We start from the raw sequence: 24,530 nt of genomic DNA, 5'->3' as shown, positions 1-24,530 counted from the left end.
TGGTTTTGGCTACCGAAATGATGCCCATCTTTTCCTCCGTTTACGTTTGGAAACAGGTCATTGATTTTGTCATCCCCAGATTTTGGTGATGAGCCAAAAAATTGTAATATTAGTATGTACGAATATTTACAATTTTGTTACTATGGATGTTATTAATTGAATATGAAACAACAAGGAGATACAGCATGTGGCGTAATCGGAATGTATGGATTATTTTATTAGGTGAATTTGTCGTTGGCCTTGGCTTGTGGGCTGGGATTATAGGGAATTTAGCATTTATGCAAGAGGTTGTTCCCTCTGATTTTCACAAGTCATTAATTATTTCTTGTGGGATATTAGCAGGTTTAGTAGTAGGTCCGTTGGCAGGCCGTATTATTGACCAGTCGAAGAAAAAAACAGTTGTCCAGCAGGCAAGTTTAGGGAGAATAGTCAGTGTCTTATTTATGTTTATGGCATTATATACGAACTCGGTTATTTGGATGATTCTATTTTTAATCACATTACAAATTGCTGCGGCTTTTTATATGCCTGCACTACAATCTATCATTCCAATGATTGTTAAGGATAATGATTTAATGACATTAAATGCTTGGCAAATGAATGCGCGAACGATTTCAAGGATTATTGGTACTGCAGCTGCAGGATTCATGTTAAGTTTCTTTGAGCTGAAATGGTTATACATCATTTCATTTATCGTCTATATTATTATGTTAGTCATTACGAGCTTCCTACAATTAGATGAATCGACTAATCAGTCTTTAACGAAAAAGGAAAAGGGGAATTTTAAAGAGGTTTTACCAATGGTGAAGGAACATCCTGTTGTAATCATGACTCTCGTTTTAATGTTAATTCCAACATTATTTTTAGGTTCTTTTAATTTAGTGATTATGAAAATTTCTGAGATTCATCAGTCTACGACCATCTCAGGATTACTGTATACAGTGGAAGGCATTGGTTTCATGTTAGGTGCAGCAGGTTTAAAAATGATTGCTGAACGCGTTCAACTGGGAAAACTACTCTTTACACTAGCTTTTATCATTGGTTCGATGGAGCTTATGCTACTATTGTCAGATATTAAATTCTTTGCGTTAATGGCATTTGGCGTTTTTGGTTTTTCAGTAGGTTGCTTTTTCCCAACTACAATGGTGATTTTTCAAAAGCAAGTACCAAAGGATTTCCATGGACGGTTTTTTTCATTCCGTAATATGATAGATTCTGTTGTCTTTCAGGTCGTTTTATTGTCAACAGGGATGATGCTAGATTTAATCGGTTTAAGTGGAATGGGACTAGTTTTTGGGATTATTAGCTTAAGCTTAACTTTTACATTTTTACTATACTCAAAGAAAAAGAATGTTGTTATGCATGCACATTAAAAATAAACAAAATGAACTGTCAAATCTGTATTCCATTTTGACAGTTTTACCTTCATTATTAAGTTTTTATCTATGGTGATACGATCCTATTTGAAATTGATGAGGTTAAAATTTTACTTTTAAAAGAATCTAAGAAAAATAGGAAAACCAGATACTAACATTACTCTAAACTCAAACGTTATTGCTCCTTTAAGTATGAGTAATCCAATATGGAGGATCTGCTAGAGCATTTGAGATTTTTACTAGTGCAAGTACATTAGGTAAAAATAATTTTACTGGAACAAATATTAATAAATAGAAGAGGTGTATATTATGCATACTAAATTCAAATTAATACTGTTATCTCTATTTGCTTTGATTTTGTTAATAGTCGCTCCACAAGGTTTTAAGGCCAATGCTTCATCGTTACCAGCTAAAGAAACACCGATTTATTTAAAAATGGATAAATATTTTATTCTCTATACACGACCAAGCGAGCCGTTTCTTGATCAGCAAGGACGCTTGTTAGTGCCTCTGCGTACTATACAGGATTTAATGGGTGGTGAGGTTTCTTATAACCATCAAACGAAAACTGCTACTGTTAAACTTTTAAACCAGACCTTTGAGTTAACAATTAACGCCAAAACAGCCTATGTTAATCAAAAAGAAATAACGATGGATACGGTTCCTGTGTTAAAAAATGGAGCAATGTTTTTACCACTTCGTTTATTTTTAGATAATACAGATATCGAGTACAAATGGAGAAATGATGTAAATTTGCTCCATATAACAGATAAGCGCGTTGTAGTAGGAGAACCATTTGAAAGTTTTGCTGGTAATGATTTTACGGCTGGTTATCTTGATGAGGCTTTCCACCTAAGTGCGTTTAAAGTCCAGAATTCTAGTATTAGCATCAAGGCACAAAATATGACAGGCAACACTGTGGCACACGGTAAAACAGATATTCAGCCACTAGTTCAATTCAATTCAGGTGGTTTTTCAGTAGACTCATATACACGACCTGGAAATAAAAAGATACCTGAAATTAATATTGGACAATCCTTTTGGGTTACTAAAGGCATAGGTATTCATGATCCAGCCTATATTATAGCTGTAGGAAGAAAAGCAAATTAAGCTATAAACCCCTTAAGCACGAGGGCACTGAAAAAGTAGATTTACGCCATGAATATTGGTGTAAATCTACTTTTTGTATCATAAAAAATAAACAATAAGCAACGGCTATCAGTACGACGATGGTTATGACAACATTCGGAAATGTTTCGGAGTAACCAATGGCTTTAAGGGTTTAGATATTAACATCCTCTCTTTCAAACATATGGTTACATCCATATCTTACAAAAGATTGTTTAATGATTTTATTTAATACGACTGAAGAACTTTTTTATAAAAAATTAAGATCATTTTTGTATTTCCTGTTGCATTAGAGCGCCCATTAGCCGTTGTAGAAAAAGGACTGAAGAATAATAAGAATCAACTTCCTTCAGTCCCATTAGTTAAAATTATTTATGCATTACTCGAAATTAACATTTTTTTATTTCTTCTTCCTTTTTTCTTCTATTTCTTTCATAAATGATTCTCCCTCAATATCTAAATTTGGTAGTAATTTATCTAACCACTTTGGCAAGTACCAAGAAGCTTTTCCCATTAAGATCATCACTGCTGGTACAATAGCCATTCTTACTACAAAAGCATCAAATATAACGCCAAATGTGAGTGAAAAGCCCATTGCTTTAATTATTGGATCTGGAGCTAACATGAATCCAGTAAATACTGAAATCATTATCAACCCTGCAGCTGTTACTACTCCACCACTATCTTTTATACCTGTTAAAACAGCTTTACGTGCATCCTTGGAATGTGTAAATACTTCACGCATTCTACTAACTAGAAAAACTTCATAGTCCATTGCTAACCCAAATAAAATTCCAATCACAATGACTGGTAAGAAGCTTAATACAGGATTAGCAACGGGAAATCCAAATAAATCAATTAAATTTCCATCTTGAATAACAAATACAGTAAATCCTAATGTTGCACCTAAAGATAGTAAGAATCCTAGTACTGCTTTTAATGGAACTAGAATAGACCTGAATACTAGTACTAATAAGATGAATGAAAATCCAATAATTAATAAAGCGAATATTGGCAATGCATCACTCAGTTTTTGTGATATATCAATGTTTACTGCCGTAGTACCTGTAACCATTAATTTTATATGTTCCGATTTTTCCAAGGTCTTTGCTTTTTCTCGAATATCGTTTACAAGATCTTTTGTTTCTGAATCGGCAGCTCCTGTATCTGGAGTTATAGAAATAAGATACAATTCTCCTGAAGGTCCAGGAATTGCCGGACTAACATTTTTTACATTTGATAACCCACTTAGCTCTTCTATAGTATCACTTAATGCTACTTGTAGATTGGTTGTTTCGCTTGAGGTTTTAGCAGCTACAATTAATGTTGAAAGATGGCCAGGGCCATAAGCTTTGGTAAGTAAGTCATATGCTCTTCTTTCTGTTGTCTCTTCACTTTTCGAACCGTTATCTGGTAATGCGAGTTCCATATGGAAAATAGGGATAGCAATTATAGATAGAAGTGTAATTCCAATAATTGCCACCTCCCGCGGGCGTTTTGCTACGAAATTTCCCCATCTATCGGAAGTGGTTTGTTTTTTATCACGTTTAATAATTTTGCTTAAAAAACTATTCTTTCTATCTGGTCCCACTTTATGTCCCATCAGACCTAAAAAAGCTGGAACCACAATTATTGCAATAAATATTGCGAATAATACGCAAAGGGCAGCAGATAGACCCATCATTGTTAAAAATGGTATTTTTGCAACAGATAAACCTAAGAGCGCAATGATGACTGTTATACCAGCAAACACTACAGCACTACCGGCTGTTCCATTTGCAATTGCTACAGACTCTTGGACAGAATATCCTTCTTTCCTTTGTTGTCTAAAACGAGTCATAATAAAGAGAGCATAATCAATGCCTACTGCCAGTCCCAACATTGCTGCTAACGTTATTGAAACTGAGGTAATATCCAAATAATTTGTTCCAATCATAATTAAAAAAATTCCTGTAGCTAGTCCAATAACCGCCGTAATAATTGGCAATCCAGCCGCTAATAAGGAAATAAAAGTAATTGCCAATATAACGAAAGCAACAATTACCCCAATTACTTCTGTTATTCCTCCAATTTCCATTTCAGAAAATGAAACATCACCAGAAAGTTCTGTTTGAATGCCAGCATCACGTATATTTTCGATGTTTTCTATAATATTTTTCTTTGATTTTTCCGATACCTTGTCTGCTGCTACATTATAAGTAACAATTGCATAACCAATATTCTTATCTTTATTTATATTCCCTAACTCTAATGGGCTTGCTACAGAAACAATATAACTATCTTTTTCTTTTATCACTTTCAATGTATCCGTAATTACATTATTAATCTCTTCAGAATCTAGGGTTTTATTTTCAGGTGCATTAAATACTAACTGTACTTGACTTGTATTAGAGGGGAATTCCTTTTTAATGAGGTGAAGGGCTTTTTCTGATTCTGATCCAGGTATAGACATGTCCTCAGAGAAATTTGACCCCAGGTTCATTGCAATAATTGCTATCACAAAGAGAATTAATATTGAGCCTCCAATTATTTTTTTACTATTGTTTGCCGCCAATTTTCCTAATTTATAAAGATACTTTGCCATTAACAGCTTCCTTCCATCCTAATTTTACATACAACACATTAAAACAACTAGTTATTGCTTAAACAAAAAGTTATTAATTAAACACCTTGTTGATTTAATGGCATAGACATAGTATATTAAGGCTAATTGAAGGTAACAATAAGCAAAATAAAAACAGGTGTTATTAAATAATCATTTATTAATTTTTTGTCCATTTAAAAACATATTAAAGTGAATTGGTTACTAAGGGAGGGGAAAAACGTGGTTGGTACACCAGGAAACCGAAGAACACTGTATAGTAAAAAGGTAATTATAGAGGCTTTTTTACTGCTGCTACAAGAAAAAAACTTAAATAAAATTACAGTTACGGATATTTGCAAAATGGCAGATATTAATCGCGGAACTTTTTATTCTTATTATAATGATCCCTTTGATTTAATGAGAAGTATTGAAGAAGAATTGATAGAGAAAATGATGAGTACAATTAATATTTCAGGAGAACAAAATATACTAAATGAACTTTTGAAATTGATACTTATAAATAAGGATCTCTGTAAAATCATTTTTAATGAAAAAAATGGCTCTCGTGTACTAAATACAGTTTTGAATTCTGCACATGATATAGCAATTGCAGAAATAAAAAAACAGTTACCAAATGCTAATGAGACTCATTTAGAATATTTTTTCACTTATTCGACAGGAGGAATCATTGAAGTAATTCGAAAATGGATAAATGATGATATGAAAATTCCAACTGAAGAAGTTGTACAAATCTTAGAAAGTATGAATGTCACTTAATCTCAATAGATTTGTTATTAGGAATAATTATCATTAACAGGTAAAGAGATTCTCTATATAAATAGCCCTTTATCATTGAATAATTTGAAAATTATTCAATATCGAACAGTTAAAGAGATGGTAATCTACTTCAACAAACGGAGGCGTTTATTGAATAAGAAAAATAACAATTTATTATTCATTTTTTAAGGATATAAATTAAATGAATCTAAATTGAAACAACTTCAAAGAGCTATGCTACTTATAATTTGTAGTAAGGCTCTTATCTTTTTGATTAAAATTAAATAACTTTACGAATTCAAATCACAAGAGGGGATTAATTATAAAACAGTAGCGAAAGAATTAGGATTAATCATTCAATGGTAAGACATTGGGTTTCAGGCAAAAGACTACTAAAATGCCACAGCAGAAGAATTTTATTACTCTTTGTAATATGGTAACTAAACAACAACACTTGGATTAGTTACAAAGTAAACAATGTCTTTAAGGAGTTGCCCGGATTGAAATGAAGCCGTTTCCCTCAGTCATATAGAAGATACAGATATACATATCTCAAACAAAGTATTATTAATTGATTAGTATAAATAATGTCTGCTTCTTAGGGAAAGTAGACATTTTTATGTGGAAATAACGATGTACCTCTAATTGTTAAAGGATAAAATCTTCAAGGTATTGATTAAATAAAAAATAGAACAAAAGAGATTCATTTATTGGGTTCGGTACTTAGGGAAGTTTGAACCAAAAGAATCTTTTCAAGGGGTGTATAAGCGCAATATCATACAAGAAAAGCTTTATCATAAATGATATTCTAAAATTGTCATTACGAGGGGGGATCGGAATGTTAAATGAAATTCGAACGGTTTATCTTGATTCTGAACTAAACATCGAAGCTTATCGATTTAAAGGAATCATGCAAAAGTTTCCTTCTCACTTTCATGAATATTATGTGATTGGATTTATTGAAGAAGGTCAACGTTCTTTAGTTTGTAAAGGTGAAGAGTACATAATTAATCCCGGAGCTTTATTATTATTTAACCCTTATGATACGCACAGTTGTGAGCAAATAGATGGTAAAACATTAGATTATCGGTGCATCAATGTAACACCAGAAATAATGAAAAAGATGGTTTTAGAAATCAATGGCAACGAATGCCTCCCGTGTTTCAACCAAAATGTTTTATATCATAGCGAGCTTATAGACAATTTAAGAGAACTGCATTTGAAAATCTCACAGGATGAGAGTGAGCTTAAAAAGGAAGAACTCTTTTTATACTTATTGGAAGAGCTTATTCAGAATTATTCTGACCTAGAAACACCTTTACCAGTTTCTGAAAGCACTCATGAAATTAAAGCGGTGTGTACCTATTTAGAGGAGAATTATACGAAGACGATTACGCTTAATGATTTAAGTGCTTTCTCAGGATGGAGCAAATACCACTTACTAAGAACTTTCACACAAAAAATGGGCATCTCCCCTAACAGCTACTTGGAAACAATTCGAGTAAATCATGCCAAAAAGCTTTTGGAACAAGGGATAAGGCCCATTGAAGTAACTTTCTTAACAGGATTTAGTGATCAAAGCCATTTGACTAAATTCTTTAAAAGACAGGTTGGGTTAACACCAAAACAATATATGAGGATTTTTGAAAATGAAGGAGGTTCATGATGGAAAACTTATTAGCGTATATCTTAATGGCCCTTATGATGTCTATGTTGCCCGGTACAGATACAGTACTTATTATGAAGAATACGCTTAGCCACGGATCAAAAGCTGGACGTTATACGATACTTGGCATGGCAACGTGTCTTACTTTTTGGACCATTATTGCTGTTTTCGGTTTGTCAGTTGTCATTGCCCAGTCCCTATTTCTTTTTAATACCATTAAGTATATGGGAGCTGCCTATTTACTTTACTTAGGCGTAAGATCATTTTTTTCGAAAAGTACACTCTCGTTAGAATCCGTTCAAGTAGAATGCCAGCACCCTCACAAGTCAGCGCACCAATATAATAAAGAGTCCTATTTACAAGGAGCCATTAGTAATATCCTTAACCCAAAGACGATCTTGGTTTACATAACTTTTATGCCACAATTTATTGATCTTAATGGAAATACAAATCAACAATTAATCGTGTTAGGATTAATACTCACTATAATAGCAGTGGGATGGTTTATGATTTTGATTTATCTAATAGATCATCTGAAGAAGTGGCTGAATAAACCTAAGTTCCAAATAATCTTTCAAAAGTCTACTGGTTTAATGTTAATCGGATTTGGAGTAAAAACAGCTGTTTAGCGTGTTCAAAGAAAAATAGTTTTATTACTTGTAGCACCGACTTCATTTACTGTCGGTGCTACATTTGTGCACCTGGCATGCACATGAATTATAGGGTGTAAGGTTCCGAACTCTGAAGACAGATGTAAGGGTAAACCAAGATGCTGGTTTATTGTGGGATTAAAAACAAGTGAATTACATTTGAGGGGGAATTAATATGAAAGTAGGCTCGGCATCATTTTGGAGACAAAAGAGCTGGAGAAAGCGTGGCATGCATTTAGGTTTGCGAACGCTGCATTAATGAGTGAAGCCCGTTGAATGTGAAAACATCGAGCATCCATGGTATAAAGTTAAGGATGAAATGAATAAATTTGAAGAACTGACAGGTGAGCTTTTAGCTTGTGGAACATGTTTAAAATCAAGATTACTAGATAAAACAACTTCATGTCCAATTTCTACTATGGATGATTTGTTAAAGTTGTCGAATGGGTAGATAAAATGGTAACGTTTTAATCATTGAGAGAGAAAGAGGGTGTGTTTGAAAAATGCATGGAAAAGCACAAGAATCCATTGAGAGTTATATAGATTCACCCGAAAAGCTAAAGAATTTGTATAAACGTGTGTTAATCGTTGTCAGTCTCTCACAAATTTTTGGTGGGGCAGGGCTTGCGGCAGGTATTACGGTTGGTGCTCTGTTAGCCCAACAAATGCTAGGAACGGATGCTTATTCGGGAGTACCTTCTGCTTTATTTACATTAGGTTCAGCAGGGGCAGCTTTAATCGTAGGGAAACTGTCACAACGTTATGGGCGTCGCACAGGTTTATCGACAGGCTTTATTGTTGGTGGACTTGGTGCAATTGGTGTAGTCATTGCGGCGATGATGAATAGTGTCATTTTATTATTCGTTTCTCTATTAGTCTATGGGGCAGGGACTGCGACAAATTTACAGGCACGATATGCAGGGACAGATTTAGCCAATAATAAACAACGAGCAACGGCTATTAGCACGACAATGGTTATGACAACATTCGGAGCAGTTGCAGGTCCAAATTTAGTAGAACTTATGGGGAAATTTGCCGTTTCTATTGGTGTTCCCGCGCTTGCAGGCCCATTTATCTTATCAGCAACAGCATTTATCCTAGCTGGTCTTGTCCTATTTATTATGTTGCGTCCTGATCCATTAGAAATTGCCAAAAGGGTAGAAGCTCAAAGACAAAAATATGAACAAGAGAATAAGACAGAATCCTCTAATAAAGCAATCAATAAAAGAGGTCTTACAGTTGGTGCAACGGTTATGGTTCTTACTCAAATTGTAATGGTTGCTATAATGACGATGACACCAGTACATATGAAACATCATGGTCATGGTTTATCGGAGGTTGGAATTGTTATAGGATTTCATGTCGGTTCCATGTATCTTCCGTCGCTCGTAACAGGTATTCTTGTTGATAAAATCGGACGAACGGCCATGAGTATTGCTTCGGGAGTGACTTTGTTATTTGCCGGTTTATTAGCGGCATTCGCACCAAGTGATTCTATGGTTCTATTAATTGTTGCTCTATCTTTACTAGGATTGGGCTGGAACTTTGGTTTAATAAGTGGTACTGCACAAATAGTAGATTCGACTGAACCTTCTACTAGAGCAAAAACGCAAGGGAAAATAGATGTTTTAGTTGCACTAGCAGGAGCTTCTGGGGGCGCTCTCTCTGGAATGGTAGTGGCTAATGCAAGCTATGCAATACTATCTTTAGCTGGAGGTCTTTTATCATTAGTACTTATCCCGGTTGTCATTTGGTCTAGAAAAGCTTAAAAATGTTGGTCAAAAACATAAAACAACAAGAGAAATGAGCCTGCTGCTAAAAAAATTCGGAGGGAGAAATTATATGAATTTTAAAAGAGTAAGACTTTGGTTGATTTTTCTCATCCTATTACTTTTATCAGGTTGTGATGGAGAAACTTTTATATTTTCGGGAGAAAGTAATAATTGGAGTGTACATTATGAAGTTGAGAAAGGTGATAGTTGCCAACCAACCAGTGGGACTATAAAATTTATTGGAAATGAACCTATTCCGAAAAAAATAGAGTATTCCTATGATAAAGCATCAGGTGTTGCGCCATTAGATGAACATGGTGTTTTTGTGTTACCTATTGGATGTACACATGAAACGGAAAATTCAGAAATTGAAATAACAATAACATGGGATAATCAATCAGAAACGATACCTTTAACAGTTAAATAATCATATATGCTCAATTAGTTGATTCGACAGAACCTTCCACACGAGTAAAAACGCAAGGAAAAATAGATGTTTTAGTTGCACTAGCAGGAGCTTCTGGACACTGAGTTAAGCTAACTAGTAATGTAACAAAAGACTCATTTTCTCATATATAAAAATCTCCTTCGCAAGGTTTAACGATGTAAAATGTAGAATTACTAGTAAAAACATTTTGTTAGGGGAGAAGCTATGCATAACTTATCAGGAAAGGTTATTCTCATCACAGGCGCAAGCTCAGGTATTGGGCTTGCTACCGACGAGTTGATGGCATCTAAAGGGGCTAAAGTAATTATTAATTATAATTCAAATGTGAAGGGTGCTATGGAAGCCGTCCAACGTATTCAAGAAAAAGATGGAGAGGCCATTGCAATTCAAGCTGATATTATGAATAAAGAAGAAGTGAACTCAATGGTTGAACAAGCTATTTCTTCATTTGGTACAATTGACGTTTTAGTTAATAACGCTGGTGGTGGCATACGCCAAAGTACATTTATGGATATGACTGAAGAGCTATGGGAAGAAACGTTCAAATTAAATGTAAATAGTGTTCTCTTATGCTCTCAAGCTGTATTAAGACATATGATTCCGAAAAAAGGCGGAAAAATTATTAATGTATCTTCAGCGGCTGCACGTATTGGAGGTGCAGGAGAAAGTATTCATTACGCTTCTGCTAAAGGGGCGATAAATACAATGACGATTGGAATGTCCAGAGAGCTAATTGAATACGGAATTATCGTGAATGGAGTAGCACCTGGAATGGTAGAAACACCTTTTCACGATAAATTTGCTCCTGGCGATAATCGACTTGAGCGTATGGCTTCATCTGTACCTATGAAACGAGCTGCGACACCTATAGAAATAGCAGAGGTAATTGCCTTCCTTTCTTCCGATGCTTCAAATTATATTCTCGGAGAAATTGTGAATGTTAGTGGTGGGAGATAATTTAAAAGTAGGAATTTTATAAGGGGAGATTAGAAAAGCGTTCCTGTAATAAGCTGGAACGCTTTTCTACAAAAGAAGTAGGTTTAGTAGAAAATATTCAATCTAATAACCAACCATAGGATTCATTGGCAAAATTCTGAAGATAATTCATGAATAAGCCTGCATGATAACCATCACAAACAGCGTGGTGCATTTGTAAAGAAACAGGAAGATAAGTGGCATCTCCCTTCTGCACAAATTTACCTGCAGTGATAATCGGTAAAAGGTAATTACCTCCATTATGAATGTTAAGATTAAAACCAGTAAATGAACTCCATGGAATCATGGATAGGTGAAAAACATTTTCAGGAATAGGGGATTTCGGAAATAAACTTATCCTACCTTTATATTTCTTTAAATCACTTTCGTAATTCTGATGGAACTGTTTAAAATTATCCGATGTTTCTGTCCAAATGCTGGAAAATGTCTCTGATTCCTCATTAAAAATCGTGTAACTTGGATTTAATTTTTCCCAATACCCTAATTCACCTTCACTATTAAAACATGTTCTAAATGCAATGTTAGTGTTGACAGCTTTTGTCACCATATAGATGAATGTTGGGTAAAACCTAAAATTATATTTTTTAATGTTTTTATACAGAATGCTAATATCTATTTCTGATGTCATACTAAATGTTGTTTGTTGGTTAAGATAATGCTCAAAATATTCGTGTCGATGCCATTTTTTTCGATCAATTTTATTGAAAATCATTATTATTTGCCTCCTAAATATTATTTTATTTAGAAGGCTATTTTCACTGCTTTTTTCATTCATTACACCCTTTCTATGATATTGTCTGATAAAAAATTATTTTACTTAACATTCTATATCCCTATTATATAGTAAAGAGGGCATTAAAGGACAACCACATTATATTAACGGACAGTCCAATGCCATTTAATAGCATCTTTTTCAACGTTTTTAACAAAATCGTCTTTCCCGTCGCAATAGCAATCAATATCATTTGGATGCTGCATGGCAAGTTGGCTCTTTATTTCTCCATACTGCCTGCAAACTTCGGGATGCACTCGAAGGTAATCTCTAAATGCTAAATGTCTTTCTATTTCTTTAATGTTGCTATATTGAAAAGCATGAATTTGATATGTGCGATGATCGCCACCTTTACGGAAATATCTTCTTCCAATTATCCCGAATTCGCCCTTAACTTCGTATCCAATCTCTTGAAATTGCTTAGAAAATGAATCCAATTTGTGAATATCATTGACTACTAGTAAAATATCAATAATGGGTTTTGCTTTTAGACCTGGAACTGATGTGCTTCCAATATGAAAACTATTCACCAATTCTTCTTGAAGGATAGCCCTAACAGAACGTTCCTCTTTCTGATAGTCGCTGCTCCAATTATGGTTATAATCTACAACTTTTATAATCCTCATTCAATACACCCCATTCATTATTTTATGTTACTTGACAAATTTTATATGATTATAAAAAATCTAATGCATTGTCAATGATGCTGTTTGAAAAAAAGAACGATGAAGAGTTTTATAGCAACTTTTCATCACTCTAAAGGGAGGTAAGCAAACACTCAATCTTTATTTTTGCTTATCTGTACCGAAAGCGAGGCGTCAGGTCTATGAATTTTTACTTTCTCGAGGGCAATACATTTTCTCGAGAATCTCAACGTCTTCTTATGAAGGTTGATCGGTACTTATCACACCGACTTTGCGTAATTCATTTAGTATCGCATCGTCTTTGTCATCATCATGACCAATATCCTCTGGTAGATGAGCCAGTTCCCAATCAAGCGTTTTTTTCAATCCTTCTTTAAAGGAGAAAATTTCTCTGTAACCTAGTTCCTCACGAATTCGCTTGGATTCGACGATGATATTTTGTTCTGTGCGCAAGGGGATACCTAGTTCATCTGGAAGGTGACCGGATGGAACTTGGATGATTTTACCTTGCCAATTCAGCTGGTCACCAATAGCATGAATGAAATCTAGCATCGTTCTAGTCTGAAGCTCTGCTATGTTATAGAGGCGCCCAGCTGCTCGCTTATTCGTAATCGCTAATGCAATGCCATAAGCAACATCCTCCACATATCCGTGTGACCAGAACCAATTTGCATAACCTTCATTTAGCAAAATAATTGGTCGGCCATGATGTAATGGCTTCAATTTGAAATAATGAAACAGTCTATGCTGTGGATCGTTTGGTCCGTAAACTGCGGGTAGGCGTACAACGGTTGCGGTCAGGTAAGGGTCGTTCATGACCATCTCTTCTAGAGGGATTTTGTCATAACGATTGCACCAATCATCGGAATCCTTAGTGGGGTCTTGGTATGGGTAACGATTGTTTCTAACAGCAGAATCTTCCGAAATCGGCAATGGCTCTAACGGTCCTTTGTCAGCCTGTCGGACTACACCATAGGCGCGATAAACATCCTGACTACTAATCATCACAAGCCGATTGGTAATGCCGCGGAATGTATGTAATACAGGCTCGATGTCTTTCTCTGTGTAAGCAATCATATCTACTACAACGTCAGGAGATAAGGATTGAAATGCCGCTTTGTGTTGCTCCAAGTGCATTTTGTCCCCATATATGTGCTTCACGGTGGAAGGCAAGTCAAATTCAGTCTTGCCTCGATGGAACAAGGTAATATCATGATAGCCCATAGCATGAAGATGGCGAATCACGTATGGTCCGATAAAATTAGTTCCTCCAATGATGAGAATTTTCATTCTGAACACCTCTACTTTCTGTTGTTTTGTTATGTTTAATATAACACAATGGCTCTTATTGGGTAATGAGGGTCTATTTGTATATTTGGTTGTTGTCAGTTCGTGTATTGTTTGATGTGGAATTCTTCAACAGCTTACTATTAAACCATGATAAGCAATAATCTCCTGCAGATAAGTATCAGTAAGTGTTATTTTTTTAAATGTTAATTCACTAAGTATTAACATTCGTCAGTATTATATTGTTGCTCTTTTTAGTATTTTTAAATGGAATGTACTTAATGAGAGAAAAGCTCTGAAGATCACGTAGAGGAGGATGTTTATTTTAGATTGATGTAAGAGTGAGTCCATCCACTTCGTACAATTAATTTGAATGGAATATGCTTTCCACTTATAGCGTGATTTGTTCGCACTTTTTGTAAATGCGATTTCCTCCCAATAAAATAAGAGCACTTATTCACTTATATGTACATTCTGAACATTGAATTCTATTAAGGAAGTGATATAACACGAATACATAAGTCAATGTCAAGGGATAAAATTTTGTTGTTTAATAGAATTGGTTAAAAAATGAATTATTGGATATCTAGGTAAATAAAATTATTTTATACGGAATATTCAAAATTTTCAACTAATTATTTCTGTTTTACAGTATTGTATTTTTTAAAGTCATAGATTCTTAAAGGATGGTGTTATTAATGGAAGCATACGTCGGAGAAATTCGAATGTTTGCAGGTAACTATGCCCCAGAAGGTTGGGCTTTGTGTAATGGTCAGCTATTATCTATTGCAGAAAATGAAATGCTTTTTTCATTAATTGGTACAACCTATGGTGGAGATGGACAAGCGACATTTGCATTACCTAATTTTCAAAGTAGAGTCGTAGTTCATCAAGGACAGAATCCAACGACTGGTACTAACTTTGTAATAGGTAAAATGGGAGGGGTGGAGTCTGTCAATTTAATCTCAGCGCAGCTCCCGGCACATACGCACCAGGTAAAGGCTTCTTCATTTGAAGGCACAACAACTAGTCCAGAAAATGCTGTTTGGGCAAAAGATATACAATATTCGACGCAACCACCAAATAGCACAATGAATGCCGCCATTGTTTCAAGTGCTGGAGGCAATATTCCTCATAACAATGTAATGCCGTTTTTGACAATTAGTTATATTATCGCTCTTTTCGGTATGTATCCAATGGAATAGGAGGTATGAAGAATGTGTGAACCATATGTAGGTGAAATTAGATTGTTTGGCTTTGGGATAGTTCCGAGAGGATGGGCACGATGCGATGGGCAAGTATTGTCAATTAATACAAACCAAGCCTTGTATTCAATATTGGGAGCAACTTATGGTGGTGATGGAAGAACGACATTTGCATTACCTGATTTAAGAGGAAGAGTTCCAGTTCATGTAGGAAACGGTGTCACATTAGGACAAAAAGCTGGAGAAGAGACGCATGTATTAACAATAAATGAAATGCCAGCCCATAGACATATTGTCAGCGCTAGTTCAGAAAGCGCTACGTTGAAAGTGGCTTCTGGAAATGTATGGGGCCCCTCTTTTAAAAACATTTATGAAACAGCACAGCTTAATACACAAATGAACATACAAGCTTTATCAGCAGCGGGAAATTCGCAGCCACATCAAAATATGCAGCCTTACAGTGTGGCAAATTACTGCATAGCTTTAGTTGGAATTTATCCATCAAGAAACTAGGAAAGAAAGGAGGTGGACGAAAGTGTCAGAAGCATATATTGGAGAAATCAGAATATTTGGCGGTAACTTTGCACCAAGAGACTGGGCTTTTTGCGATGGTCAGCTTATAAATATTGCTTCGAATAGTGCATTATATGCTATTTTGGGTACCACATATGGAGGAGATGGAAAAACAACGTTTGCATTACCAAATTTAAATGGTAGAGCAGCGATTCATCAAGGGACTGGTGTAGGATTAACGCCTAGAATTATAGGCAGTAGTGGCGGTGTATCCTCTGTAACACTGTTGGAAAATGAGATGCCTAATCATAATCATCTAGCAAATTGTAACAATCTTCAAACCACTAATAATGATCCAACTGGAGCAATATGGACGGAACAACAAGGGAAAGGCTCTGTCCCTGTCTATACGCCACAAGTAAATAAACAAATGAATCCATTGGCGATTGATGTAGCTGGTGGAAGTCAACCGCACAACAATATGCAACCATATTTAGGGCTGAGCTTTATTATTTGTTTATATGGAGATTGGCCTCCTAAGAGTTAAGGATTAATTGAACGAAGGGTGTGAACAACCAAGAAGGAGAGAATATAGAATGGCAAAAAAGATATTAACAATAACTTTGTGTTTGGTGTTAATTGTTTATAGTCAATTGGCAGGAATAGGGTTCGTGTCACCTTTAAAAGCGGAGGCTGCTGCTTGTGATCCATCTAATTTCCCGAAGTGTATACAGGATTTAACAGAAGCAAATTGGATCAGTGATGCAACAAATGGTTTTCAAGTGTCTGGTGTTACAGGAAATGATGGCATTAATTCATTTGAGTATAGTAATCTCCCCCCTGTTGGTCATTCTTTCAATCTAGATGAAACTTCAACAAAATCGATTAGAATTTCTGCTGGAGATGGATTTGCAAATGGCATATTTGATTTAAAAAGTTTGACATTTCAAACTACTAATGCTTATCCTGTTGAAGATTTATTTACTATCGAAATCAAAGGATTTGATATTTCAGGTACTCAGAAGGGATCTCCAATTGAATATGGAAGTAAACCGAATGAAACGATCAATGTGGTTCCTATTAATTTAGAAGGGATTAATTCTTTTGAGATTACTGCTAGTGTTCAACCAATAGACGTAATGGGGGCAAGATTATGGGATTTGGTGTTTACACAGTTTATGATAGATAATCCTACTATTCCAAATAATAATCCACCGATAATTACAAATGGTGCTATTACTTCCTCAAATATTACTACATCAGGAGTACAGTTGGACTGGGCTAAAGCATCTGACGATATAACAACTCAAGGGGATTTAGAATATCGGGTCTATCAATCTAGTAGTAACAATATTGATACGGTTAATGCAATTGAATCGAATGGGACACCATTAGTAAGCGGTTATGCCAAAGATATTAATTCTTTTATTGTGATTGGTCTTGCTGCCAATACAACCTATTATTTTAATGTTATTGTCAAAGATACCGATGGCAATAAGAGTGCATATACGATGCAGCAGGTAACAACCCTTTCCTTAAATAAACCACCAATATCTAGTAATGGAACCGTAAATGTAAACGAGGGCCAAGTGTATACATTTAATAGTACATCCTTCGCTTTTTCTGATGAAGATGCTGGGGATACTTTGCAACAGATTCAAATCAATGCAATCCCTAATAGCGGACAGCTCTTTCTAGATAGCAATGATAATCAGCAATTTGATGCTGGGGAAGCTATTGCAAATGGTACAACAATTAGTAAGGCAGATTTAGATGCAGGTGAATTAAAATATATTACCGAAAATGGCTCTTCTTCAGCTTTTACATTTAAGGTAAGCGATGGTATTGATTTTAGTACTGTCTATACGATGAATCTAGTCGTCAATGCACGGCCAGACGTGATAATTTCATCAAATAAGCCTAGTCCAACAAATAGTATTCCGATTTTTATAGCTATTGTTTTCAGTGGGTCAGTGACAGGTTTTACGGTTGCGGATATAGATGTTACAAATGGAAATGTTACATCTTTAGCAGGAATTGGTAACACATATACAGCCCTAGTATCACCAATTGCAGATGGAGCTGTGAAAATCAAAATTCCTGAAAAGGTTGTTACAAATAGTGGTGGTGCATTAAATAAAGCATCAAATGAATTACAAATAATCTATGATGGCACACCTCCTACTGATATTGAACTCAATAATACTACTGTACAAGAAAAGCAACCCCTTGGTACAACTGTTGGAACATTGACGGCAACAGATGCAGGAAGCTCACAAACATTCACGTATTCATTACAGTCTGGGGATACAAGCTTCTTTACGATTGATGGAAATGTATTAAAGACAAATATGCTGTTTGAATACGATACGAAAAATAGTTATAAGATTACGATAAGAGTAACAGATGAGGCTGGCAATACGTTTGATAAGGACTTTACAATCCAGATTACTAAAAATAACGCACCAACAGGCTCAATTGTGATAAATAATGGAGCAGCTTATACAAGTTCTACTAATGTTACCTTAACAATGACAGCAACTGATTTAGAAGGAGAAGCGATAGAAATGCGCTTTTCGAATGATGGTACTACTTGGTCTAGTTGGGAGCCAAAAGTATCATCGAAAAATTGGACGTTGTCAAATGGGGAAGGTAGTAAAACAGTATATATGCAACTAAGGGATTCTGCTGGCAATATATCGATTGTTTTCTCAGATACAATTGTGCTAGATACAACATCTCCAGTCATAATTGGGGTTACAAATAACGGTGTTTACAACACTGATGTAACAATTAGCTTTAATGAAGGAACGGCTACCTTGAATGGAGCTGTCTTCACAAGTGGAGCCACTGTAAGTACATCCGGAAATTATACTTTGGTAGTAACAGATAGTGCAGGTAATACGACAACCATTACATTTGTGATTGATAAAGCTCTGCCACTAGCTGTAGAGGTGAAGATCAAATCGAATAATCTGGATCCTACAAAGGCTAAGGTAGGAGATACGATCACATTAACAATGAAAACAGATAAAAATATCCAAATACCAACAGTTACCATTGCGGGGAAAACTGCAACTGTAACGGGAGCCATCACAAACTGGCAGGCAACATATGTTATAGCGAATGGTGATTTAGAGGGAACAGCACCTTTTACCATTAACTTTAAAGATTTACAAGGCAATTCAGCAACAGAGGTAACTGACGTAACTGACGGAAGCTATGTCATTGTCGATGGTATAAAGCCAACTGTAAAGAAGGTGACAATGGTTTCAACTAATGCCAATCCAGCAGTTGCTAAAGTAGACGATGTTATCACAATTGATTTTGAGTCAAGTGAGGACATTGTATCACCAAATGTAACGATTTTAGGACAAACAGCAAATGTAACCGATAAAGGTGATGGGGATGCTAAAACATGGCAAGCAAGCTATACGCTGAAGCCCGGAGACTCAGAGGGACCAATTAGCTTTACAATTGATTATCAAGATTTAGCGGGGAATGATGGCTTACAGGTAACAGAGGTTTCATCAGGAACAATTGTGGTGTTTGATAAAAAGGCACCTGAAATAACAACCTATTTCCCAATGCATCAGGCAATTAATGTTCAGCCTACAGAAAATCTCGTGTTAACATTTAATGAAAAGATCTTACCTGTAACTAGTAAAAACATTATCATTCGAAATGCTGCGGATAACCAAATTGTCGAAACAATTGGTGTTACACAAGCAAATGTTTCTATTACTAATGAAACTGTGACAATAAATCCTACAGTGGATTTGGCCCAAAATATTTCTTACAGCATTCAAATTGATGCTGGAGCCTTTACTGATTTAGCGGGTAATGCGTATGAGGGTATTACTGATGACACTACTTGGAATTTTACGACTAGCGCACTGCCAACATACACAGTTACGTATGACGGTAATGGGGCTGATGGAGGGAAAGTACCTACAGATGCAAAGCAGTATATAACTCAGGAGACAATCACAGTTCTGGGTAATACAGGTAATTTAATGAAAGCAGGATTTACATTTGTAGGATGGAATACGAAGGCTGATGGAAAAGGTGTTACTTATAAAGTTGGGCAAACTATTCAAATGGGGAAAGAGAATTTGATATTGTATGCTTTATGGTCAAAAAACAATGTACCCGGAGATGGAGGGTCATCAACCCCGAGTCCTACTCCAACACCTGACCCAAGTCCTGGCTCTGTTGCACCAAGTAATCAATTAAAGGTAAATGTTGTAGATCCGAGTATGCCAGACGAGGTGCTCCTACAAACAGTGCTAACACGTGTATTTAGTAACGGTAGCTTCCAGGATACAGTAAACTTTACAGTTGCAAATGCAAACGAGTTTCTTCGGAAATTAGCGAGTAAGGAAGAAAAAAGATCTCGACTTGTGATGCCCGATATGGACCAACCTGCAAGTGAAACAAAGGTGATACTTGCTAGGGAGGCTGCTAAGCGATTAACGGAGGGCAAATCACATTTCGGTATAGATATGGGAATTGTCAAAATAGATGTTCCTTTTGCTTCAATGAATGATTTCAATGAAGATATTTACTTCCGAATTATACCGATTAGGGATGCACTATTGCAGAAAGCTATCGAAGATCAGGCTAAACAAGCAGAAATAGTATCACAACAGAGTAATGGCGCTAATGTAAGGCTCGTTGGTCAACCTTTAGCTATTGATACAAATTTACAAAATCGTCAGGTAACATTGCTGTTGCCATTACCAGCGAACGTAACATCCGCTCAACAAGAAAATATGATGGTTTACGTAGAGTATAGTAATGGATCAGCCGAATTATTACGTGGGCGTTTTGTAGAATTTACTAAAGGGCAAACAGGTATTGTCTTTGATGTACAGCACTTTTCTACTTTTTCTTTACTATATGTAGAACAAGAGCAGGAAGAAGAACAACCCGAAAGAGAACCAATAGAGGTAAACAGAACATTTGCCTCATATATTCAAGGCTATACAGATGGCACTTTCCGTCCGAATGCAGATGTCACTCGTGCGCAAATGGCAGCAATGTTGGCAAGAAACCTAAGTGACAATCATGTACCAGAAGCATCTAATTTATTTTATGCAGATACAGCTAATTCTTGGGCAAGAAATGACATTGAGTATATACGTACGCAAGGAATCATGCAAGGACGCCAAGATCGTTCATTTGTTCCGAATGACATGATTACTAGAGCCGAAATGGCGGTCATTGCTGTAAGGTGGATTGAGAAGCAATGTGTAGAGGGGGCTACAGCTTCCCCATATTGTGAAATGAAGGCAAGTGGCAAAACGTATAGTGATGTGGCGTCCACACATTGGGCAGCAAAGGAAATCAATCACATAAGCGCGATAGGTATAATGGTTGGCTCAGGTAATGGTCAATTTAGACCTGAAGAGAAACTAACACGTGCACAGGCAGTAAAGGTACTAAATCGAATTTTTAATCGTCCAATACCAACTGAGGAAACAGAACAAATCTTTAAGGATATTCCAAGTGAGCATTGGGCATTCTTTGAAATTCAAGCAGCTACAACGAAATGAAATCATGAAAGATAATTACCGGAAAAATATCTTTTTATTAAGTAAAAAACGGATTTGGAAGATACATAATTTCCAAATCCGTTTCTTTTTATTCGATCATTTGAAAAAAAGTACGATAATTTATGTTAAAGTTTGATGAAATGGTCTGTATAAAGTGTTTCTTTTGTTCAGAAATCGGTCATTTAATGTATACCAATGAAACCAATATTAAACGTACATTAGGCGAACAAAATCAGAAGAGAGGAGTTTGTTGTTGATGAGCAATTTACGTAACGAAAAAATACCTAAACAAGCGATACAAGCATTAAAAATCTTAGAGGAGTTGCTTGGAAGTTCGATCGTAGGGGTATATCTTTTTGGTTCTGCAGTAAATGGTGGCTTACGCATAAACAGTGATGTAGATGTCCTAGTGGTTGTGAATGATAGTTTAACTGAAGTAACACGAAAAAAACTAACAGACAGACTAATGCTTATATCTGGAAAAATAGGGAATGCAGATTTTGTGAGACCACTTGAAGTTACGGTTATAAACCTTAGCGATGTTGTACCTTGGCTATATCCACCAAAAAATGAATTTATCTATGGTGAGTGGCTCAGAAGTGAGTTTGAGAAAGGAAAAATCCAGGAACCAATCTATGACCCAGATTTGGCTATTGTTTTAGCACAAGTGAGAAAGAATAGCATTTCTCTATTTGGTCCTGATGCTTCAGATATACTTGACCCCGTCCCGATGACCGATATTCGAAGAGCGATTAAGGAGTCTTCGCCTGGATTGATTGAGGGTATCAAAGGGGATGAGCGTAATGTAATTTTAACCCTAGCTCGAATGTGGCAGACAGTGTCTATCGGTGAAATTTCTCCAAAAGATGTGGCTGCAAAATGGGCTTCACCACGGTTGCCCAAAGAATATTCTTCTATACTCAACTTAGCCAGAAAAGCGTATCGAGGAGAATATGTTGATAAGTGGGAAGGACTGGATTTTGAGGTGACAGCACTCGTTAATCATATGAAAAACTCTATAGAATCGTGTCTTTGCCAGACCGAGGAAAAGTGATAACAATATAATGGGAGTTTTGTGCACATTTTCCGGAACTTATCATTAATGAGGTATAGAAGAATCCTCAAACGGAAGTAAAGGGAAAGTTGTTTTAATAAACCTATGAAACCACCTTTCACTTAGCTGAAATTTTATTCTGTACTTAACTAATAATGGCTACTAAACAACATTTGGAAGAGATTCAAAGTAAGATGAGGTCAGGGGTTAGACACCCCCCTCCTACACGATTTAACAAATGAAGCAGGTTGCTAACTGACCTGCATCATGTTGTTGCTGTCGCTACGCTTTCGCACAGACAAAACCATGTTGCTGTCGCTACGCTTTCGCACAAAAAACATCTGCAGGCCTAAGCACAAAATCGATTCCTGACGCAATTATGCTGAGGCATAATTGATACTTTACATAGGGGAATGTTTATGATATGGTACTTAATACTAATATTGACAAGAAAGAGGTGAAAGCAATGATAACTGTTTTTAGAATTTTGTTTGGTAAAACTGCAAAAGTTGGAAATCGTTTGGCGCACAAAGGGAGTAGTCTGTCCTTTTTTAAGCCAAATACCCATACAATAACAGTTATCGGAGCTTTTTCTCTACGGCAAATAAACTATAAAACAATGACATAATGTCCTTGTTTTATCTTCATTCAGCAGCTGAATGCGATGTTGATTACTTTTTCAGTGAGTGTCCAAACACCTACTGAAATAGAGGAACTCAGTCTAAAAACGCCACGTCCTGTGGTAACGACTGAGTGACCAACATCACGTTGGCCAATGCCTCTGGTGGATGCCACGGATTTTGAATTGTGCTCGCACAATTCAAAATCCAGACGCAATTACGCCAAGGCGAAATTGATTTGTTTGTGCGTAATTTTATTTAAGCGTAACACCGATAATTATGTCGGTGTTTTTTTGTGCCCTAAAAAGGCTAGATAATAACTCCCTTCTATCTACTCAACAAACGAGAGTTTTATGGAAGGATGAGAAAACATGCAACAAAAAAACAAATATATAAGAATTCAAGAGTTCTTGAAGCAGAATGGATTTCCTAATTTTAGAATGAATCAAATCACAAATGCTATATTCCAAGGGAGAATAAATAATTTCGAAGACATAACGGTTCTACCTAAATCCCTAAGGAAAATGTTAATACAGGAGTTTGGCGAATCGATTTTAAACCTTACTGCATTACAAGCACAACATTCTGAACAAGTTACAAAAGTTTTATTTGGAATTTCAGGAAATGAAAAAATAGAAACGGTAAATATGAAATATAAAGCTGGTTGGGAGTCATTTTGTATATCCTCACAGTGTGGTTGTAATTTTGGTTGTCAATTTTGTGCAACTGGAGATATAGGTTTAAAACGCAACTTAACGTCAGATGAAATTACAGACCAAATTTTGTATTTTCACTTAAAAGGACATTCAATTGATAGTATTTCTTTTATGGGAATGGGAGAAGCATTAGCTAATGTACAAGTTTTTGATGCTTTAAATGTACTTACAAATCCGGAGCTGTTTGCGTTAAGTCCTCGCAGGTTATCTATTTCGACTATAGGTATTATTCCAGGCATTAAAAAAATGACCCAAAACTATCCGCAGGTCAATCTGACGTTTTCATTACATTCTCCTTTTAATGAACAGCGAAGCAAGCTAATGCCAATAAATGAGCGCTATCCATTATTGGATGTAATGGACACACTTGATGAGCATATACGTGTGACCTCAAGAAAAGTTTATATTGCTTATATTATGTTGCCAGGAGTTAATGATTCTATTAAACATGCAAAAGAAGTAGTAAACCTTTTAAGAGGTAGATATAAGAGAGGGAACTTGTTCCATGTAAACATCATTAGATATAACCCAACTGTTAGTTCACCTATAAGGTTTGAAGAAGTAAATGAGAATCATGTTGTAAACTTCTATAAAGAATTAAAGTCAGCAGGGATTAATGTTACCATTAGAAGTCAATTTGGCATTGATATAGATGCTGCTTGTGGTCAATTGTATGGAAACTATCAAAAAAACAATAACCAATAAATAAGGGTGAGAGTAATGTTTAGAACGTGGGAAGTCCCCTAATAGTTTATTACTAACAA

General features: G+C 35.8%; 21 protein-coding genes. 16 read left to right on the top strand and 5 right to left on the bottom strand.

Annotated elements, in window-relative coordinates; translation table 11 throughout:
• The first annotated feature begins 185 nt into the window (after positions 1 to 185).
• Both ACIQXF_RS13470 and ACIQXF_RS13465 read left to right on the top strand, forming a co-directional pair.
• Positions 186 to 1,373, top strand: a complete 1,188-nt coding sequence (locus tag ACIQXF_RS13470; RefSeq protein ID WP_402783627.1) for an MFS transporter — start codon at positions 186 to 188, stop codon at positions 1,371 to 1,373.
• Positions 1,374 to 1,685: 312 nt separating this feature from the next.
• Positions 1,686 to 2,486 carry a copper amine oxidase N-terminal domain-containing protein gene (locus tag ACIQXF_RS13465; RefSeq protein ID WP_402783626.1) on the top strand — a complete coding sequence of 267 codons (801 nt, stop codon included), beginning with the start codon at positions 1,686 to 1,688 and terminating at the stop codon, positions 2,484 to 2,486.
• Between the two features lie 418 nt (positions 2,487 to 2,904).
• On the opposite strand, the gene ACIQXF_RS13460 is transcribed toward ACIQXF_RS13465, so the two are convergent.
• Positions 2,905 to 5,088, bottom strand: a complete 2,184-nt coding sequence (locus tag ACIQXF_RS13460) for an MMPL family transporter (protein WP_402783625.1) — start codon at positions 5,086 to 5,088, stop codon at positions 2,905 to 2,907.
• A gap of 240 nt (positions 5,089 to 5,328) precedes the next feature.
• Here ACIQXF_RS13460 and ACIQXF_RS13455 point away from each other — a divergent pair, with 240 nt between their 5' ends.
• The 7 genes from ACIQXF_RS13455 to ACIQXF_RS13425 all read left to right on the top strand — a co-directional run bounded on the left by ACIQXF_RS13455 (position 5,329) and on the right by ACIQXF_RS13425 (position 11,358).
• Positions 5,329 to 5,865, top strand: coding sequence for a TetR/AcrR family transcriptional regulator (locus tag ACIQXF_RS13455; protein WP_402783624.1), 537 nt, complete (start codon positions 5,329 to 5,331; stop codon positions 5,863 to 5,865).
• Positions 5,866 to 6,703: 838 nt separating this feature from the next.
• The gene (locus ACIQXF_RS13450; RefSeq protein WP_402783623.1) at positions 6,704 to 7,531 is read left to right on the top strand and encodes an AraC family ligand binding domain-containing protein; all 828 of its coding nucleotides are present in this window, start codon (positions 6,704 to 6,706) and stop codon (positions 7,529 to 7,531) included.
• Complete coding sequence (locus ACIQXF_RS13445) at positions 7,531 to 8,160, top strand: LysE family translocator (RefSeq protein ID WP_402783631.1); 630 nt, start codon at positions 7,531 to 7,533, stop codon at positions 8,158 to 8,160. Before ACIQXF_RS13450 ends, ACIQXF_RS13445 begins: the two co-directional genes overlap by 1 nt.
• Before the next feature lie 283 nt (positions 8,161 to 8,443).
• Complete coding sequence (locus ACIQXF_RS13440; protein WP_402783622.1) at positions 8,444 to 8,632, top strand: hypothetical protein; 189 nt, start codon at positions 8,444 to 8,446, stop codon at positions 8,630 to 8,632.
• A gap of 52 nt (positions 8,633 to 8,684) precedes the next feature.
• Positions 8,685 to 9,950 carry an MFS transporter gene (locus ACIQXF_RS13435; protein WP_402783621.1) on the top strand — a complete coding sequence of 422 codons (1,266 nt, stop codon included), beginning with the start codon at positions 8,685 to 8,687 and terminating at the stop codon, positions 9,948 to 9,950.
• Positions 9,925 to 10,380, top strand: coding sequence for a hypothetical protein (locus tag ACIQXF_RS13430; RefSeq protein ID WP_402783620.1), 456 nt, complete (start codon positions 9,925 to 9,927; stop codon positions 10,378 to 10,380). The genes ACIQXF_RS13435 and ACIQXF_RS13430 overlap by 26 nt, the downstream gene beginning before the upstream one ends.
• Before the next feature lie 225 nt (positions 10,381 to 10,605).
• Positions 10,606 to 11,358, top strand: a complete 753-nt coding sequence (locus ACIQXF_RS13425) for an SDR family NAD(P)-dependent oxidoreductase (protein ID WP_402783619.1) — start codon at positions 10,606 to 10,608, stop codon at positions 11,356 to 11,358.
• A 97-nt stretch (positions 11,359 to 11,455) separates the two neighbouring features.
• Here the strand turns inward: ACIQXF_RS13425 and catA are convergent, their stop codons facing one another.
• From catA to ACIQXF_RS13410, 3 genes are all read right to left on the bottom strand, one after another.
• Entirely contained in the window at positions 11,456 to 12,109 is a 654-nt protein-coding gene (gene catA / locus ACIQXF_RS13420; RefSeq protein WP_402783618.1) for a type A chloramphenicol O-acetyltransferase, read from the bottom strand.
• A 164-nt stretch (positions 12,110 to 12,273) separates the two neighbouring features.
• The gene (locus ACIQXF_RS13415) at positions 12,274 to 12,795 is read right to left on the bottom strand and encodes a GrpB family protein (protein WP_402783617.1); all 522 of its coding nucleotides are present in this window, start codon (positions 12,793 to 12,795) and stop codon (positions 12,274 to 12,276) included.
• A 255-nt stretch (positions 12,796 to 13,050) separates the two neighbouring features.
• Entirely contained in the window at positions 13,051 to 14,103 is a 1,053-nt protein-coding gene (locus tag ACIQXF_RS13410) for an NAD-dependent epimerase/dehydratase family protein (protein WP_402783616.1), read from the bottom strand.
• Between the two features lie 695 nt (positions 14,104 to 14,798).
• Here ACIQXF_RS13410 and ACIQXF_RS13405 point away from each other — a divergent pair.
• The 6 genes from ACIQXF_RS13405 to ACIQXF_RS13380 all read left to right on the top strand — a co-directional run bounded on the left by ACIQXF_RS13405 (position 14,799) and on the right by ACIQXF_RS13380 (position 23,058).
• A complete protein-coding gene (locus tag ACIQXF_RS13405) occupies positions 14,799 to 15,305 on the top strand; it encodes a phage tail protein (RefSeq protein WP_402783615.1) in 507 nt (168 codons plus the stop codon).
• 12 nt (positions 15,306 to 15,317) lie between these two features.
• Entirely contained in the window at positions 15,318 to 15,818 is a 501-nt protein-coding gene (locus ACIQXF_RS13400; RefSeq protein ID WP_402783614.1) for a phage tail protein, read from the top strand.
• A 22-nt stretch (positions 15,819 to 15,840) separates the two neighbouring features.
• A complete protein-coding gene (locus tag ACIQXF_RS13395; protein ID WP_402783613.1) occupies positions 15,841 to 16,365 on the top strand; it encodes a phage tail protein in 525 nt (174 codons plus the stop codon).
• A 49-nt stretch (positions 16,366 to 16,414) separates the two neighbouring features.
• Positions 16,415 to 21,376 carry an S-layer homology domain-containing protein gene (locus ACIQXF_RS13390; RefSeq protein WP_402783612.1) on the top strand — a complete coding sequence of 1,654 codons (4,962 nt, stop codon included), beginning with the start codon at positions 16,415 to 16,417 and terminating at the stop codon, positions 21,374 to 21,376.
• 256 nt (positions 21,377 to 21,632) lie between these two features.
• Positions 21,633 to 22,430 (top strand): aminoglycoside nucleotidyltransferase ANT(9), encoded by a 798-nt coding sequence (gene ant(9), locus ACIQXF_RS13385; protein WP_402783611.1) that lies wholly within the window; start codon positions 21,633 to 21,635, stop codon positions 22,428 to 22,430.
• Positions 22,431 to 22,854: 424 nt separating this feature from the next.
• Positions 22,855 to 23,058 carry a hypothetical protein gene (locus ACIQXF_RS13380; protein WP_402783610.1) on the top strand — a complete coding sequence of 68 codons (204 nt, stop codon included), beginning with the start codon at positions 22,855 to 22,857 and terminating at the stop codon, positions 23,056 to 23,058.
• Between the two features lie 20 nt (positions 23,059 to 23,078).
• Here ACIQXF_RS13380 and ACIQXF_RS13375 read toward each other — a convergent pair whose 3' ends face one another.
• The gene (locus ACIQXF_RS13375; protein ID WP_402783609.1) at positions 23,079 to 23,225 is read right to left on the bottom strand and encodes a hypothetical protein; all 147 of its coding nucleotides are present in this window, start codon (positions 23,223 to 23,225) and stop codon (positions 23,079 to 23,081) included.
• Between the two features lie 196 nt (positions 23,226 to 23,421).
• Here ACIQXF_RS13375 and ACIQXF_RS13370 point away from each other — a divergent pair, with 196 nt between their 5' ends.
• The gene (locus ACIQXF_RS13370; protein WP_402783608.1) at positions 23,422 to 24,471 is read left to right on the top strand and encodes a Cfr family 23S rRNA (adenine(2503)-C(8))-methyltransferase; all 1,050 of its coding nucleotides are present in this window, start codon (positions 23,422 to 23,424) and stop codon (positions 24,469 to 24,471) included.
• Positions 24,472 to 24,530 lie beyond the last annotated feature (59 nt).

The sequence above is a fragment of the Lysinibacillus sp. NPDC097231 genome (genome assembly GCF_044761885.1).
GTDB lineage: Bacteria > Bacillota > Bacilli > Bacillales_A > Planococcaceae > Lysinibacillus.
The sequence above is the reverse complement of the archived record's forward strand: the minus strand, read 5'-3'. Positions and strand labels throughout refer to the sequence as shown.